We start from the raw sequence: 16,985 nt of genomic DNA on the forward strand, positions 1-16,985 counted from the left end.
GAAGAAGGAAGAAGGAAGAAGGAAGAAGGAAGAAGGAAGAAGGAAGAAGGAAGAAGGAAGAAGGAAGAAGGAAGAAGAAAGAAGGAAGAAGGAAGAAGGAAGAAGGAAGAAGGAAGAAGGAATAATGCCCAATGCCCAATGCTTTTCGGCCCAATGCTTTTCGGCCCAATGCCCAATTACCAATTACCCATTCTCATGCAAAGGAAACTTACTATATTTACCTTCCCACGCCGCGCTCAGGAGGCTCCTCGTCCGGGACAGGCAAAGAAGTGGGCCTTACTTGCCGCTCCAAATACTTGCTCAAAGCGTAAGCGATATCCCCACGAGTCATCGGCTTCAAAGGATTAATCTTATTAGTTGCGAGATCAACATTAACAAACCCTTCATAAAGTGCAGTAGCCAAAGACTTTCTAGCCCAATTAGGAATTTCCCCTGCATCTGGATACTTAGCTAAAATCTCGGAAATGCTGGGATCGGGAAACTGAAAAACCCCGTAAGCTTGAGCAAAAATTGCCAAAGCTTCAGCGCGAGTCACCCTTTGATTGGGGAAAAACATTCCGTCGCGATATCCACTCATTGTTCCCGTTTTCAAAACAGTTTGAATAGCACTGTAAGCCCAGTAACTCTTCGGTACGTCGGGCAATTCCCGATCCGGTTTCTGAGCTGTTTTCCGCCGTTCCAAACCAAAAGTTTTCACTAAAATCATCGCCAAATCGGCGCGACTGACAAAGCCCTCAGCATTAAAATTACCACTAGCATCTTTATTCATCAATCCGGCACTCACAACCCGATCGATCGGGTCAATTATTTGTTGAGATTGAACCGCCATTGGGACTCCTTGCACTAGCGCGATCGCCAAAAAAATACTCACTAACTTTTTCACGATTTTAATCCTTTCTGTCGCTAAAACAATCATGAAAACAGCAGTAATATTTTTTCTGGTTCCGTCGGTATTATTCTGTGGTTTCGGGGGTGCGCGAGATTTGGGGATTATATATTAAAATCAAAGATTGGCTTCCGGCAAAGCCCCCTGCATTTTACCCAACCAATCAATCAAATTATCCAATTGCTTTTGGGCCGTCAAAACCGCCATACCTCGAATAGTAACCTTCCCCTTGCTGTAGACAAAACGAGAGCGCAAATGTTCCGGCAAATTAGCCTTGAGCAAATTCCAAGCAGGCTCTTCCATCGCAGTTTCCAAAACTATGTTCTGCTTATTCTCCGGCTTAATCCGAGAAAAACCGATTTTTTTAGCAATTTGTTTGAGTTCGACCACACGGATAAGTTGCTGGGCTGGCAGAGGAATTGGCCCATAACGATCGCACCAATCAGCCTGAATCTGCTGTAACTCTTCAGGGGTATTAGCAGAAGCCACAGACCGGTAAGCGCTCATCTTTTGATCCAAATCTGCGATGTAATCGGCAGGAATAAACGCCGTCAAAGTTAGGTCAATTTGCGCGTCCTCAACTTTCGGAATTTCCTGACCCTTAATTTCCCGAATAGCTTCCTCTAACATTTCAGCATACAAATCAAAACCGATCGCCTCCATTTGACCAGATTGTTCAGTACCCAAAACATCACCCGAACCGCGAATTTCCATATCTCGGACAGCCAACTGATAGCCCGAACCCAACTGGGCAAACTCTTGAATTGCCCGCAGCCGCTGCCTTGCAGCATCAGACAGTTGGTTCTGCTTGGGATAAAACAGCCAAGCATGAGCTTGAATCCCCGCGCGTCCCACCCGTCCCCGCAACTGGTAAAGCTGACCCAAACCAAACTTCTGCGCGTCTTCAATTAAAATGGTATTGACTCGCGGAATATCCAAACCCGACTCAATAATCGTCGTACACACCAAAATATCGAAATCTGCCGCACTGAAAGTCAGCATGATTGATTCTAGTTCCGAAGCCTCCATTTGACCGTGGGCGATCGCAATTCTGGCAGACGGAACCATCTCCTGCAACTGAACGGCCAACTCATCAATCCCCTCAATCCGCGGCACCACGTAAAAAACCTGACCGCCCCTGTCCAATTCTTGACGAATTGCCGATCGCACCACTTCCGGGTTATAGGGAGCCAAATGCGTCTGAATCGGGCGCCTGCTGGGAGGCGGAGTCGAAATCAAACTCATCTCGCGAATCCCCGACAGCGACATATACAAAGTCCGGGGAATCGGCGTTGCTGTCAAAGTCAGAACATCTACCTCTGTTTTGAGAGATTTAATCGCTTCCTTTTGCTTAACTCCAAACCGCTGTTCTTCATCCACCACCAACAAGCCCAAATCCCGAAATTTAATCGCCTTGCTCAAAACAGCTTGAGTACCGACAATCACATCTAATTCCCCAGTCGCCAAACGCTTGTGAATCTCCCGGCGCTCGGTTTCAGTGCGAAAGCGATTGAGCAAACCAACTTCGATCGGATAAGGGGAAAAACGCTCTGAGAGCGTGTGATAGTGCTGTTGGGTCAAAATCGTCGTCGGCGCTAGCAAAGCCACCTGCTTGCCCGCCGTAACCGCCTTAAAAATCGCTCTCAGAGCAACTTCTGTCTTACCAAAACCGACATCGCCACAGACCAAGCGATCCATCGGTCGATCGCCCTCCATGTCACGTTTCACATCCTGAGTTGCCTTCAACTGATCCGGCGTTGGCTGGTAAGGAAAAGAATCCTCTAACTCTTGTTGCCAAGGCATATCAGGAGGAAAAGCGTAACCTGTTTGTTTAGCTCTTTTAGCATAAAGATTCAGCAAATCCACTGCCAATTTTTTAACAGCTTTGCGAACCTTGGTTTTAGTTTTTTCCCAAGTTTGGCCTGTCAGCTTGTTGAGATCCGGTACTTTATCGCCTACAGTCCGAAACCTCGACAAAGCGCCCAATTGATCTGCCGCCACTCTCAGAGTACCGTCAGCGTATTGAATCAATAAATACTCGCGAGTTTCGCGATCGATCGTCAAACGTTCCAACTTGAGAAATTTGCCCACTCCGTGCTGGCGGTGAACCACATAATCACCAGGGCTTAATTTATTCGGGTCTACTTGCTTAGAAGCAGCGCGGCGGCGCTTGCGGACGTAGCTAAAAGTAGCGAGAGAATGCTGACCGTAAAATTCCCGATCGGTAATTAACACAATCCGAAAAGTCGGCAGAATAAAACCTTCTAATTCTGCCAGCCCGCTGTACTTCAAAGCAACCGGAACGTGCTGCAATTGCAACTTGTCGATCGCCAAATAATCGCGCGGATTCACCACAAACTGAGCCGGACAGTCGTGTTCCGACAGCAAAGAAACCGATCGACTCGGTTGAGCAGAAACCAGAAAAATGGTAAACCCGCGATCGCGCTCTTCCCTGAGCATTTGAGACAACTTAGCAAATTGGTGAGGCATCACCGGCACAGGCCGAGAAGCCAAATTAATCGCAGACGGTAGCTGGTCGCCCTCCGCAGAGCTTTGAAATTTTTTAGCCGTAGAATCTTCTGCCAATTCTGAAAGTTCTAGCCGCTCGAAAGCTGCGACATCTGCCATAGATTCAGCAAAAGTTCGGTGAATTTTCGGAACTTTCAAATTAGCAATTGGCAATTTTTCTGTTTTCTCACCAGCAACTGCCGATTCCCGATTGCAATTATTCCACTGTTCCTGTGCATTCTCAAACCAGCGGTCGCTGTGACCTTCGCATCCTTGGGGTTCGTCAATAACAACTAAAGTATTTTCTGTCAAATAATCCAACAAAGATGCAGGTTGCTCGAACGCTAAACCCAACAGCCTGCGGACAAATTTTTCGCCTTCATTTTCCGCTTCATTTTCGGGGTCAAAAGAGCCTAGGTGGTTGATTTCGTCAAGCTTTTTTTCAGATAAAACTGCTTTAATAATTGTGTTAAAATTAGTAGGAGTTAAAACTAATCGATCGACCTTATCGAGCGATCGCTGGGAAGACGGGTCAAACTCCCGAATTTGCTCCAAATCATCTCCGAACCATTCCAGCCGCACTGGCAACTCCGCCGCTACCGGAAAGACATCGACAATATCGCCCCGGCGACTCCACTGGCCCTCCATTTCCACCAGAGTCACCCGATCGTACCCCATCGACACCAGTTGGCGGTCAAGTATCTTCGAGTCTTGAACCGCACCTCGCTTCAGCGTCAGACAGTAGGGTTCAAAAGCAGCAGGCGGCGGCAAGTGACACTGGAGAGCTCTTTCGGTAGCTACAATCGCGATCGGCTTAGAATTAGCGTTTGTTTCTTGTTTCTCGACCAAATCCGCCAGCACCTGCATTTGCCCCCACGTCATTTCGTTCTCGTCGGAGTAAGATAGCTCGTAGGGTGAAGCCTCCGAAGTTGGGTAAAAATGCACAGTCTGCCAGCCCATGGCCTCCAGCCCTGCCACCCAACGGCCGGCTTCTTCTAGAGTTGCTGTCACTACCAGTAAACTCCGCCCTTCTTGCTGTGCGAGGGCGGAAGCTACTAAACCTTTGGGCAAACGGGCTATGCCGGACAGTTGCACGTAGCGATGGCGCTTGAGCTTGTTGAGGAGTTCTGTTGCTAGGGGCGATCGGCCCAGGGTACGAATTATTGAAGAGAAAGTCATGCGGTTTTAATTTTAATCCCTGATCGGCGAAGGCTCTTTCCCTTTGCCTGTTAAGGAGATTGTACGACAAACATCCATGATTGTGCCGCTCTGCTTTTGACGCCTGGGAACTTAACTAGAGATAGATTTCTGCTTTAATATGTCGATCCTGCGATCGCGATCGAGCCAGTTCCGTTAATATAGGGCCAGGTTTAGAAAAAATTTCGATTTTGCGATCGAGATTGACAGCTTCCAGACCTCTCCTGTGACTGCACCCAAAGACGGATACAAGCCCCCGACTCAAGTTGTGAAGATCGAAGAATTTTAGACATTAGGGAAATCCCCCAGATACTGGCTGCGGAGTCAATCTAAAATCTAAAATCTAAAATCTAAAATCGACTAACCGGGCAGAGCGCTTCGCCTTTACCACCGATAATTTGAGAAATGTCCCCAAGTACCGATATTCTGATTGTTCTCCTGCTGGTTTTCCTCAATGGCTTGTTTGTGATGTCAGAGATGGCCATCATCTCTGTACGGAAGGTGAGACTGCAACAGATGGCCAACCAAGGTTCGATCAATGCCCGTGTAGCCTTGGATCTGGCTAATGCCCCCAATCAGTTCTTGCCGACAGTTCAAATCGGGATTACGATGCTGGCCATTCTGTCGGGCGCTTTCGGAGAAACGACAATTGCTAAAAGGGTAGAGCCTTTGTTGCGGCTGATTCCTGCCCTCGCGCCCTATTCTCAGACGATCGCCTCAGTAGTAGCAGTTTTAACCATCACTTATCTGACCTTAATTATCGGCGAACTCGTGCCGAAGCGGCTGGCGCTCAACAACCCGGAGCCGATCGCCTCAAGCGTAGCAATTCCCATGCGAATGCTCTCAAAAATTGGCGCTCCTGCGGTTTATCTGTTAAGTTATTCCACTGACTTAGTGATGCGGATCATGGGGATTGTGCCTTCTACAGAACCGCAAGTTACAGAGGAAGAAATTAAAGTTTTAATCGAGCAAGGAACAGAAGCCGGAACCTTTGAAGAAGCCGAACAAGATATGGTGGAAAGAGTGTTTCGTTTGGGCGATCGGCGAGTCAGCGCCTTAATGACTCCGCGTCCCGATCTTACCTGGCTCGACCTCGACGACTCAGTGGAAGAAAACCGCCAAAAAATGCTCGGCAGCGGTCATTCTCGGTTTCCCGTGTGTCAGGGAGGACTCGACAACGTTGTCGGTTTAGTACACGTTACTGATATGCTGTCTCGGACTTTAACTGGTCAACCCCTAGACTTAAGCGCTTCTTTACGACGACCGTTATTTGTACCGGAAAGCACGCGGGGTTTAAAAGTATTAGAACTTTTCAAACAATCTAGCAATCAAATTGCCTTGGTAGTAGACGAATACGGCGTCATTCAAGGATTGGTTACAGTCAACGACATTTTAGTCGAACTGGTAGGCGACTTTCCCTCGATTGAAGATGCTGACGAGCCGGAAGCGGTGCAGCGCGAGGATGGTTCTTGGCTGTTAGACGGAATGCTAGCAGTCGAAGATTTTTTTGAGCTATTTGGAATCGAAGAATTGTCAGCAGAACACAAAGGAAGTTACCACACAATGGGCGGTTTTGTAATTACAAATTTAGGCAAAATTCCCACAGCAGCCGAGCATTTTGAGTGGAACGGTTTGCGCGTGGAAGTAGTCGATATGGACGGCAACCGAGTTGATAAGATATTGGTAATGCCGATCGACTCAACGGGCGATCGACCTAAAACCCAACCAAAAACCTAAAATTTAAACTCAGCGGTAAGGTGCGCTAGGCGCACCCTACATCCACCATTCAGCGGATATTTCAGCCCTACTTCTTTTTGCTTCTAGCCTCATCTTTCCGCAAAGATTCCAGAATAGAACGGCCCACATAATTGCTGAAAACCACCTCTCCAGCTTGATTGTAGTGGCAGCAGCTATCTACATAAACAGCATCTTTAGTCTTGTCAAAAACATTGACAGCATTCACTAAATTGATATTATTTTTTTCCAAATTCGGAAACTTTTTGAAAAGAGCCGGATATCCAATTTGTACAGATTTAGCATAAGGAGTATCCTTGTTAAAAGCAATCTGCTTTTCGGCTTCACCAAACACCCTTTTCGTCTGATAATATTGATTAGGCTGAAGAACATGAAAATAAGGCACATTACTAGCAGACAGAACTTTGTGCATAAAAATTGAACTTTTCACCCAATTCTGTGCCATTTGTTCAAAAGCTAATGAATCTTGTAAAACAGACTTATTAGTATTGATGTAAATAACGCTACCACTGTCATCTTTTTTTTGTTGAGTCCGTTCTTTTTCAAACTTAATGACATCGGTTTTATAGTTATTAACTAGATTTTGAACGTAAACCGAAGTCAAAGCATCGCACGCAGCGAAAAAACAGTTTTGCAAACTTGACAAACCTTGATTAATCCTAGCTTTATTTTCTTGGATTCTAATAGTTGTTTTCATCGCTTTGGTAGAAAGGCTATTATTAGCCAAGCTAGTCAGTGGCAAAATATGCTGAATGCTTGGCATCGCCAAATCGACTTGATTTTTATTGTTTAAGTTAGAAAGTGCTACTTCATTAAAACCATCTATATTGACGACCAGATCCATTTCTTGCCCTAAAGCCAAAAAATAGTTTAAAATTAATAATTGCTGCGGTTGTTTGTAGCCTCCAGTAGCAAAAGACAAAATTACAAATTCTTTATCTTTCAAACCCGGAAGCTGCTTTAGGTATTGAGGTAAAATTTTGTTTTGAACTTCAAATACTCCATAATTAGAAGCCACAGAACCGCCAAAAACTCCGATAATAAATTGATTTTTCTTGGTTTTTTTCAAAGGGTAATCATAAGGAGAAATAAATCCATAATTATTGACTTTAAAACCAGGTCTAAAATCAGCGCTGGGTTTCTGAATGAACCCAAAAAAAGGATGAAACCTTTCAACAATAGACTGATTCAGCCGCACTCCTTCTAAATTAATTCCTAAAGCAGACTTATCTTGCGTCTTTTCTCTAGTATAGAAAAATTGCTTGTGCTTGACAAAATACCATGCCAGGGAGCCAAGTTCCAGGAAAAATAGTAAAGTCACTAAATTAATCAAAGCAACCTTGAGAAATTCTTGTCCTTTGTTGAGGAATTTTAAATCTTTCATAAACCTCTATTTTGACTCTCTTACTACTTTAATAATGGAACTAGAAACATAGTTTGCCAATACTTCGTCTCCGACTGAATTATAGTGGCAGCAGGCATCTTTGTAAACAGTCTCTTTTGTATTGTCTAAAATATTCACTGCGCTAAAAACATTAACCCCAGCTTTTTGCAAATCATCGACTTTGGACAACAATACCGGATAACCTTTTTTCACACCTTCAATGTAAGGACTCTTCTGGTCGATCGCGATTTCGTTTTCCTTGGCGGTAAACGCTCGCTTAGTGGGATAATACTGGTTGGGCTGGATAAAGTGAAAATACTTAATCTTTCTACTGGATAAAATTTGATTCATCCCGATCGAGGATTGATACCAGATTGATGCCATTTTCTCAAAAGCAGCGGCATCCTGCAAAACAAAGTCAGCTTTGGGAATGTATACTATACCGCTATTTGCCGTGTCTGGGTTGGATTGTTTTACTTGCGAATCGTACTTGACAACTGCTTGCTGGTAATTGTTGACTAATTGTTTCACCTGTAGCGAGGTGACAGCGTGACACAAAGCAAGTTGACAACTTTGCAATTTGTCAATACCTGCTTTCAACTGTTTTTTGTTTTCGTTAATTTGCACGATCGAACTCATCGCTTCCGGCGACAAGTTGTTGTTAGCTAAACCAGTCAGAGGCTGTATGTGCTGAACGCTGGGCATTCCTATTTCTACTTGGGCTTTGTTGTTTAAATTTGACAGTGCTACTTCGTTAAAACCGTCAATATTGATGACTAGATCTAACTCTTGACCCAAAGCCAGAAAGTAATTTAAAATTAATAATTGTTGGGGCTGTTTGTAACCACCGTTGCCAAAATTTAAAACAATAATTTCCTTGTTGGCAAATTCTGGATAAGTCTTCAATTTGTTAGACAGTCTGCGATTTACGTATTCATCAACTGCAAAATTATTCGCAACTGAACCCCCAAAAACTCCGATAATAACTTGATTTTGATTGGTTTTAACAAACGGGTATTCGTAGAGTGAAAAAAAGCCGTGTTTGTTGACTTTTAACTTGAATTTTTCATTGGTGAAAGCACCTTGTTTGAGTACATAGCCAAAAAGTGGGTGCAGTCTTTCTACGATAGATTCATCAAGTCTAATGCCGATCCTTTCAATATCTTCTACTATTTTTTCTTTGGCTTTAGTTCGGGTATAAAAAAACTGCTTTTGGTTGATAAAATAAAAAGCGAGCGATAAAGCTTCCAGACAAATAAAGGCGATCGCCAAATTAACCGCGATTATAATTAATATATTTTTGCCTTTTTTCAAAGCCGTTGAATCTTTCATGAAAGTTGACTGATTACGGTTGTGTGTTGGGTACTTGAGACTGCTTCAAATTTTCGCACAAATTTCGGTTAATCAGGATACTAGCCAGTCGGTGTCCGAGTTCATTCCAGTGACCCCCACAGGGTACAGAATTATCAAAACCGTGGGCGCAGACTTGATATTTTTCAGTGTAACCTTGGATCTGTTCCGATAAATTTAGTACCCGAAAACCCTCGCGCGCGCCCAAATTTTCCAGCCGCCTATCGGGATAAAACAAATCCTGAATGTTGTTCTTTCTCATAAAATCTTTTCGCCTCTCGGCCTCCGGTATAACTTGCATCGGATCGCCGATCGTCACAACCAAGAAATCAGCATTTTTCTGCACGACTTCATTCCGCATCGTCACAATCAAACCCTCTGTCACCCTCCAAGCCTCTTCCCAAGCTGCATTTTGAGGTTCCTTGAGGTTGAGGGTACTTAAAGTGGTAAAATGCCCGGATAACTCCCGCTTTTTCCGATCTAAGTCTACCTTTTTAATGACTTGCAAAATGCGCGAATTGTTGACGATCAAACTGGGCATCCGGTCTACAAAGGAAACTGCTCTTTCGTTGCGATCGATCGGCGCCAGATTGCGAAAAGACATATCCGGTACTAACTTGCCGCTAGCATCATAAGCAAAAAATGGTCGGTAGCGATCGTATTCCAATTTCGGCGAATTATTAATTATATCATTGCCAATAAAAAAAGCAAGAATTACAATATCAGGACTGTAATCCCACACTTTTTTTCGCAGCATTATCAATTCTTGAGCAGTACCGTAGCCCTGCACCCCGAAATTCATGACCTCAACATTTTTGCGTCCCTTAACAGCTTCGCAGTTGCCTAACTTTCGTTCCAATTTCGACCAGAAAGTTTGTTCGACAGGTACGTGAATTGCTTCGGTGAAAGAATCGCCCAAAACCGCAACGCGCAAAGTATTTGGAGGTTTGGCTTTTGTATGTTCACGATCGCGCAAACCCTCGCTATTCACCTGCACAAAACTCGCACCTTCCCCATTCCACTCCCCCGACGCACCCGGTTTCAGTTTCCAGCCCAAATTCGGATCGGAAGTGTGGAAACGAGTTGGCGCCGACTCTACGAAATCTCCTATTTTTGGATAGCCCTCAACTCTAGCAACTCGCAACCCAACTTCACCAATTACCACCCCCATCAATAAACCGCCGAGTGTCAAACCCAAATTGACACCCAAATTTTTCAACTTGCTCATTATTTCAAAACAGCGTGTAAATAAATGGAGCAATCACAGAACCCTGACTCAATACAATCAAAGCTCCCAAAAAGACTAAAGTCACAATTAACGGCAACAGCCAATACTTTTGGCGTTCTTTCATAAACGCCCACAAATCTTTGAGAAAATCTAAAGTTGCTTCAAACACTTAAAAAGGACGCTCCATACTAACTTTGGTTCTTGCTTTACTTGGGACGCGGTAAGTATCCATTTTCGGATTTAGTTTTCGCCGCATTGCATCTTCGCCGAAAATGTTTTTGAGCACTCCCATCGGCCAAATTATAAGGTAAAAAACTATCCCTAAGACGATCGGGGTTTCGATCTTGTTAAGAATAAGTCCAAAGCGCATCCACGCGTGATAAACGGGATTCAGCGATTTTGGCGCCACCAATGCTAGCAGCACTAGCACTCCGCAGATTGCCCAAGGCCACCAAGGTAGAGAATGCCGCCGCAGTAAAGGTACTGCTAAACCGAACAGCACTCCAATCAAGCCGCCAATTAGCAGCCCGAAATCGCGCAAGCCTTTTTTGTCGAGTTTTTTAATTTCGTCGCTCATTAGTCAGTTGTCAGTTGTTAGTTGTCAGTTGTTAGTTGTTATACCATTTCTCTAAAATCGTGCAACACTCTTCGACCCCCCCTAGCCCCCCCTTGCTAAGGGGGGGAACAAGAATACTGTTGCATTCTTTTTTAAAATTGGTATTAGTTGTTAGTTGCTACTTGTTAGTTGTCAGTTGTTAGTTGTCAGTTGTTAGTTGTCAGTTGTTAGTTGCCTGCGTTTGCTAATAAGCAATAACCAGTAAACAAGAATTATTAATAACCACTGTCAACTGTCAACTGTCAACTGTCAACTGTCAACTGACTAATCCAATTCAAATTCATTTTTCCAAGCATCATCTTGTTTCCACGGAATTTGTTCGGACTTGGGAAGCAAGAAATTTTCCAAAACCAGATAGTCCATTTCGGTTCGCATGAAACAGCGGTAAGCATCCTCTGGAGTGCAAACAATGGGTTCGCCTCGGACGTTGAAAGAAGTATTTACCACAATAGAACAGCCCGATCGCTCTTCAAAATGACTGATTAAGTCATAGTAGCGAGGATTGGTTTCTTTGTGAACAGTTTGGATGCGAGCCGAGTAATCGACGTGGGTGACAGCCGGAATCTCCGATCGCGGAATGTTGAGCTTTTCAATGCCAAACAACTGCTCTTGTTCGGGAGTCATCGGAATGCGGAGACTGGATTTGACAGGTGCTACCAATAGCATATAAGGGCTAGAATGGTCAATCTCGAAATAATCCGCAACTCGTTCGGCTAAGATTGACGGAGCAAAAGGTCGAAAAGATTCCCGATATTTAATTTTCAGGTTCATCACGGACTGCATTTTAGCACTGCGGGGATCGCCAATGATCGATCGACCGCCCAGAGCCCGCGGCCCAAATTCCATCCGCCCCTGGAACCATCCCACCACATTTCCCTGTTCCAAAATCTCAGCCAACTGCGGCATTAATTCGGCATCGTCCAATCGGTGATAGCTGGCTTTTACAGCATCCAAATATTCGAGAATTTCTGCGTCAGTAAACCTCGGGCCCAAATAAGAGCCGCGCATTTGGTCGTGACAAGTTAAATGAGCAACAGACTTCGCCACCGTTGCCACCGCTGGTTTTGCAGTGAGAACTTCAGTCCTCTCCTCAACCGCTGCGTTTGTAGTGATAAGTTCAGTTTTGAGGGATTCTATACTATTTGCTGTCGAGTTGGCGCTCACAGTGCGAGTTTGTTCGCAATACTGATACCAAATCGCCAAAGCCGCGCCCAAAGCACCGCCAGCATCTCCCGCCGCCGGCTGAATCCAAATATCTTTGAAAATACCTTCCCGCAAGAGTCTGCCGTTAGCAACACAGTTGAGAGCAACGCCGCCGGCCAGACAAAGATAATCGACATCCAATTCTTTTTTAACTGTTCTACAAAGCCGCAAAACAACTTCTTCGGTAACAACTTGAATGGAAGCTGCAATGTCCATTTCCCGCTGAGTCAATTTTCCTTCCGCTTGACGCGGCGGCCCTTCAAATAGTTCGTCAAACTTCTTATTTGTCATGGTTAAGCCAACTGTATAGTTGAAATAATCCATGTTCAAACGGAAAGTTCCGTCATCTTTGAGGTCGATTAAATAGTTGAGAATTTTGTCTACATACTTGGGTTCGCCGTAAGGTGCTAAACCCATGAGTTTGTATTCGCCAGAGTTGACTTTGAAGCCGGTGTAATAAGTGAAAGCTGAATAAAGCAAACCCAAGGAGTGGGGAAAATCGATTTCCCACTGAGGTGTCAGTTGGTTGCCGTCTCCCAACCAAACCGAGGTTGTTGCCCACTCGCCCACGCCGTCGAGGCACAAAACGGCTGCTTTTTGAAACGGGCTGGGGAAAAATGCCGATGCTGCGTGGGATTGGTGGTGTTCGGTAAATAGCAGAGATGGCAGTTTATTTGTTTTGCAGTTTGCTATTGCTGCCAGATCTCTTTTGAGCATGGTTTTGAGGTAAAGCTTTTCTTTGAGCCATATCGGCATGGCGGTTAAGAAAGAGCGAAAACCTTGGGGTGCGTAGGCTAAATAGGTTTCGAGAAGGCGCTCGAATTTGACTAAAGGTTTGTCATAAAAGACTATTCGATCGAGTTCCCGCAAATCTATTTTCGCTTCTTTCAAGCAATAAGCGATCGCATTCTTAGGGAATCTGGCGTCATGCTTTTTGCGGGAAAATCTTTCTTCCTGCGCTGCTGCTATAATTTCTCCGTCGCGAATTAAGGCTGCGGCGCTGTCGTGATAGTACGCCGAGATTCCAAGTATGTTCATCGCTCTCCTCACAAATCGCAATGCGTTTGCTTTTGACTATTTAGAATAGCTAACGATTATAGCTGCTTAAGTGCTGATTGGGAATTGAATTTTGCGATCGCCTCTAATTTTACCTGGATCGATGTCGGTGCGCCGTCCTGGGACGATCGGCTGTTTGAGAGCATTTAAGCTAGCGCCGGCTTATCCTGCGCCCCCAAGCTCTGAAGTAAGTTGCCACCGGGAATTGATAAAATTCACCTACCAACCACAGCACGATGCCTAAATGCGACAAAAAAGCTAAGCCTGTCCAAGCTACGGGCAGCCACGACAACCGACTCCCGGGAACCGGGGGAAAATAGTAAGCTGAAAGTCCCAGCAAGGTAGTGGGAAGGAAAATTAGACCAATAGCCGCTGCAAAGTAGGGCCATCCGAATTCTACGCCTTCGAGGTGGGCTCCTATCCACTGTTTGCCGTTCCAGTGCCAAGTTACGGGCGGTTGGCGATCGGCCATTTGGAGCGATTGTCTTTCAACGCTTGCGGTATAAATGTGCTGGCAGAAGTTGCAAGCTAGGGCGTCCATCATCGGCATGGTGGAAATTTGACCGGTGCGGCACACAGGACAGGGATATGTATCTTGAGGGTTGAAAGGTCGGGTTGATTTTTTGAAAATCTGCATGGATCAGGCTGTTTGTCAAGATATTGAGCGATCTTAACAAAGTACAAAGATTATGGGTTGGCTGATGGTGGTTTTTGTATCTAGATTGTTGGTGATTTAACAGGTTTTTTCACGCCTACTCGCCCCTACAGGTTAATGCGGCTTGATATTAGACCTCTTCAATAATTATTATTGTGGAACAGGCATCCTGCCTGTTCAAGACTGGCAATTCTTGCGATGTCTATTGAATGATTCGGATTAATTGCGGTGATTGTTGCTGTACCGAATTCTGGCTCCTGCCCAGTGAAGTTTTTCCCTCAAAGTGTTGAAATAAGAATAATTTTCCCGCAAAATGATAAACTTGGCTTCGCAGTCTGCCCTCCGCACGTCTACGCGCTGTCCTGGCCAAATTGCAGTACCCAAAATGCCGTCAGTCCAGAGTTTGGTACTGAGTTCGTAATCTGCTAAAGGCCAAATGCTGACGACTGAACCGGGCGGCAGGACGATCGCCCGACTGGATAAACTCAAAGGGCAAATCGGAGTAACTGCGATCGCCTCCATTCCTGAGTGCATAATCGGCCCGTTGGCAGATGCTGTGTAGCAAGTTGAACCGGTGGGAGTTGCCACAATTAAACCATCACCTTGATATTGATCGACTACTTCGCCGTCAACTTCCATTTCTAGAATACAGCTCGGCATTCGATCGGCTGAAGCAGGTTTGACACACATTTCATTTAGTGCCAAAAATCGATCGCTTTGGGGTTCGAGATTAGTTCTGTTTCCCTCAAAAACTGTTGCCTGCAACATCATCCGCGTCTGCACAGCATACCTATCTTCCGAAAGTCTGTCCCAAATCTCCTCAGTATTTTGGAAATCCTCAAAAGACTCGGTTAAAAAACCCAGATGTCCCCCCACATTCGCTGCCAAAATCGGGATGCCGTCAGCCGCCAAATTCCGCGCGGCAGCTAGGGCCGTACCGTCGCCCCCCAGCACCACCGCTAAATCAATTGGGCTGTTAATAGAAGCTAAAAACACCGGATACGGGTTATCTTTCGGGCCACTGGGCCCCATTAAAACCTGACACCCGCGACTTTCTAATTGGCGGGCACACTGTTCAGCCCACCGCTGGCTGAGGGTATCTCTGGCTTTGTGGGCGATAATTACTTGTTTTAGTTGCACAACCTATCGATTTTAGATTTGGGATTTGGGATTGTTAGATTTTAGAGTGAGCTCACAATCTATCGATTTTAGATTTGGGATTTGGGATTTGGGATTGTTAGATTTTAGAGTGAGCTCACAATCTATCGATTTTGGATTTTTGATTGTTAGATTTTAGGCTGAGTGAAATATCTTAAAATGTTCGATCGCACAAATTGGTTTTGGGCATCAGGTTAGATTTTAAACTATTTTTGAGCATTGCGAGGCAGAGCCTGTGGATCTGCGTTACCAGGATCTGCCTGGTAAAAAGAAAGCCGGGAATAAGAAATATTATTATGACTGCATTTCTACATCTTCCTTCTTCCTTCTTCCTTCTTCCTTCTTCCTTCACCCGTCGCTGCGGCTGGATTTGGGCCGTGGCCAGATAATGCTGGAATCGGCCGCGAGTAGGCGAGAAACGGCGATCGCCCCAAAGCGGTTGAGGTGGCTGGGGTCAACAAAATAGTCATTGCGGCCGGGCCACCGCTGCGAAAAGTCGCGGAAAGCGAAGCCTTTTTGCCGCGAGAGTTGCTGCATTCTCTGCCGGAACTGCTGTTCTGCCCGCAGGCGAGTTCCGTCTAAGTAGTCGTTGGTGAGGGGCAAATTGACGAAAATTAGGGGAATTTTGCGAGCTTTGGTAAATGCTACAACTGAGTTAAAGGCTGCTGCTTGTTTGCCGCCGAGGTTGAAGTTTTCGTAGTCGCGATCGTACTGGCCTGAAACGTAAGCGCGTTGTCGATAATAAGTGTTGGGGTTGTAAGTGCCCGACATAGCCATGAATCCGTTGGAGTCGATCGAATCTGCCAATTGGTTAAGTTGTCTGATGGCTACTGTTGTGCGTCGCGAGACTGGAATCAATTGTGCTTTTTGGGTGGCTGCATTCGCTGCGATCGGTTTTAACTCATATCTTGCAGCATTTGAGGCAACGGGCAAGATGCCCGTTCCACTGGAGAGGAATTTGATTGGGGGGTGGGTGTCTTGCCCGCCTGTAGCATTTGAGGCAACGGGCAAGATGCCCGTTCCACTGGACTGTCGATCAATAGAGGTAAATGCTTTGCGGAAATTGTTGTTAGCGCAGGGCTGCGGGAATCTGTAACACATCGGAATCTCGTTGAATTCATCGGACAGCAGTTCGGGGCGAATGCCTGCTGCTAAAAGTTGGCTGCCTTCAGAATCGACGATCGAATTAAAAGTGCGATCGTCCCGGCCGCTGTTAAATGCCCGCACGCCGTCTGCCCAGACAATCATTTGAGGCAAATGACCGGGCTTCAAAAGCCGCCGTAATTGAAAGTCAACGACTTGTGCAGTTGCCCCATTGACTGAAAAGTTAAATACTTTTAAGCCCGGCCGGCCCCTTTGGGCTAAAGATTGTTTTAGCTGTTTGGGATCGACGCCCTGCAATGCCCGGGAACTGCCGACAATCAAAACATCTGGTGGGCCGACCGCAGCAACGTAGGATAGGTAAAGTTGGAGTTGTTCGTTGAGCAAATCGCTGCTGAAGCTGACTGTACTGGCTTGCGATCTGGTTGCGCTCGCTTGCTGCTGGGAATAAACCAGATTTCTCATGTACTCGATTACTTTTTTCTCCGCAAACGCCCGTCTGGGACTGCCGGGGGGAACGGCTTGCATCCAGGCGACGGCCTGCACCCACAGGGCGGCTACTTCGTCCCAGTCTTGTTTTGAATTGGCTGATTGAGCCAAATTAGAAGCTTGGGTGGCAAAGTTAACTGACTCCGTGAAGGCGTCGTTTTGCGGGCATGAGGGAAGGCTGAGAGATTTTCTGGTTTTGTTGGGGTTTTGAGCTAACAGAGACGTTGGGGACTGCGCTAGGACGGCGGATTCGATCGAACCCGATGGCGCTGCGGTGTTGGGCGGCTTCGTTGACGAACATCCCAAAGTTACGGCTAATACAGCGGCTGCGGCGCAGGTACGTTTGAGGATGCTGGTGCTGATGCTAGCAATGTAGCGGCGAATCATAAAGCTTTCAGC

12 protein-coding genes are annotated in these 16,985 nt (G+C 45.8%); 1 reads left to right on the forward strand and 11 read right to left on the reverse strand.

The annotated features are described in order from the left end of the window. Positions 1 to 217: 217 nt before the first annotated feature. Both QUA43_RS24805 and mfd read right to left on the reverse strand, forming a co-directional pair. Positions 218 to 871, reverse strand: a complete 654-nt coding sequence (locus tag QUA43_RS24805) for an S-layer homology domain-containing protein (RefSeq protein WP_333377275.1) — start codon at positions 869 to 871, stop codon at positions 218 to 220. 132 nt (positions 872 to 1,003) lie between these two features. Continuing rightward, positions 1,004 to 4,573 (reverse strand): transcription-repair coupling factor, encoded by a 3,570-nt coding sequence (gene mfd, locus QUA43_RS24810; protein ID WP_333377277.1) that lies wholly within the window; start codon positions 4,571 to 4,573, stop codon positions 1,004 to 1,006. Between the two features lie 423 nt (positions 4,574 to 4,996). Here mfd and QUA43_RS24815 point away from each other — a divergent pair, with 423 nt between their 5' ends. Continuing rightward, positions 4,997 to 6,328: a hemolysin family protein gene (locus QUA43_RS24815; RefSeq protein WP_333377278.1), complete on the forward strand. Its 1,332-nt coding sequence runs from the start codon at positions 4,997 to 4,999 to the stop codon at positions 6,326 to 6,328. A 67-nt stretch (positions 6,329 to 6,395) separates the two neighbouring features. On the opposite strand, the gene QUA43_RS24820 is transcribed toward QUA43_RS24815, so the two are convergent. The 9 genes from QUA43_RS24820 to QUA43_RS24860 all read right to left on the reverse strand — a co-directional run bounded on the left by QUA43_RS24820 (position 6,396) and on the right by QUA43_RS24860 (position 16,973). Further along, positions 6,396 to 7,730 (reverse strand): hypothetical protein, encoded by a 1,335-nt coding sequence (locus tag QUA43_RS24820; RefSeq protein ID WP_333377279.1) that lies wholly within the window; start codon positions 7,728 to 7,730, stop codon positions 6,396 to 6,398. A 6-nt stretch (positions 7,731 to 7,736) separates the two neighbouring features. Next, positions 7,737 to 9,062 (reverse strand): hypothetical protein, encoded by a 1,326-nt coding sequence (locus QUA43_RS24825; RefSeq protein WP_333377281.1) that lies wholly within the window; start codon positions 9,060 to 9,062, stop codon positions 7,737 to 7,739. A gap of 13 nt (positions 9,063 to 9,075) precedes the next feature. After that, complete coding sequence (locus tag QUA43_RS24830; protein WP_333377283.1) at positions 9,076 to 10,308, reverse strand: SGNH/GDSL hydrolase family protein; 1,233 nt, start codon at positions 10,306 to 10,308, stop codon at positions 9,076 to 9,078. Between the two features lie 4 nt (positions 10,309 to 10,312). Further along, positions 10,313 to 10,477, reverse strand: a complete 165-nt coding sequence (locus QUA43_RS24835) for a DUF5989 family protein (protein ID WP_190657062.1) — start codon at positions 10,475 to 10,477, stop codon at positions 10,313 to 10,315. Further along, a complete protein-coding gene (locus QUA43_RS24840) occupies positions 10,478 to 10,885 on the reverse strand; it encodes an SxtJ family membrane protein (protein ID WP_333377285.1) in 408 nt (135 codons plus the stop codon). 303 nt (positions 10,886 to 11,188) lie between these two features. Further along, positions 11,189 to 13,165, reverse strand: coding sequence for a carbamoyltransferase (locus tag QUA43_RS24845; RefSeq protein WP_333377286.1), 1,977 nt, complete (start codon positions 13,163 to 13,165; stop codon positions 11,189 to 11,191). 169 nt (positions 13,166 to 13,334) lie between these two features. After that, positions 13,335 to 13,820, reverse strand: a complete 486-nt coding sequence (locus QUA43_RS24850; protein ID WP_333377288.1) for a hypothetical protein — start codon at positions 13,818 to 13,820, stop codon at positions 13,335 to 13,337. Between the two features lie 237 nt (positions 13,821 to 14,057). Next, on the reverse strand, positions 14,058 to 14,978 hold the full coding sequence (locus QUA43_RS24855; RefSeq protein WP_333377289.1) for an NAD(+) kinase: 921 nt from the start codon (positions 14,976 to 14,978) through the stop codon (positions 14,058 to 14,060). Positions 14,979 to 15,344: 366 nt separating this feature from the next. After that, complete coding sequence (locus tag QUA43_RS24860) at positions 15,345 to 16,973, reverse strand: hypothetical protein (protein ID WP_333377291.1); 1,629 nt, start codon at positions 16,971 to 16,973, stop codon at positions 15,345 to 15,347. Positions 16,974 to 16,985: the final 12 nt, after the last annotated feature.

It is taken from the genome of Microcoleus sp. N9_B4, from assembly GCF_036701635.1.
Taxonomy (GTDB): Bacteria; Cyanobacteriota; Cyanobacteriia; order Cyanobacteriales; family Microcoleaceae; genus Microcoleus.

Coding starts and splice junctions, on each gene's coding strand:
- mfd (WP_333377277.1), bottom strand. CDS start 4,573: ATGACTTTCTCTTCAATAATTCGTACCCTGGGCCGATCGCCCCTAGCA.
- QUA43_RS24815 (WP_333377278.1), top strand. CDS start 4,997: ATGTCCCCAAGTACCGATATTCTGATTGTTCTCCTGCTGGTTTTCCTC.
- QUA43_RS24820 (WP_333377279.1), bottom strand. CDS start 7,730: ATGAAAGATTTAAAATTCCTCAACAAAGGACAAGAATTTCTCAAGGTT.
- QUA43_RS24825 (WP_333377281.1), bottom strand. CDS start 9,062: ATGAAAGATTCAACGGCTTTGAAAAAAGGCAAAAATATATTAATTATA.
- QUA43_RS24830 (WP_333377283.1), bottom strand. CDS start 10,308: ATGAGCAAGTTGAAAAATTTGGGTGTCAATTTGGGTTTGACACTCGGC.
- QUA43_RS24840 (WP_333377285.1), bottom strand. CDS start 10,885: ATGAGCGACGAAATTAAAAAACTCGACAAAAAAGGCTTGCGCGATTTC.
- QUA43_RS24845 (WP_333377286.1), bottom strand. CDS start 13,165: ATGAACATACTTGGAATCTCGGCGTACTATCACGACAGCGCCGCAGCC.
- QUA43_RS24850 (WP_333377288.1), bottom strand. CDS start 13,820: ATGCAGATTTTCAAAAAATCAACCCGACCTTTCAACCCTCAAGATACA.
- QUA43_RS24860 (WP_333377291.1), bottom strand. CDS start 16,973: ATGATTCGCCGCTACATTGCTAGCATCAGCACCAGCATCCTCAAACGT.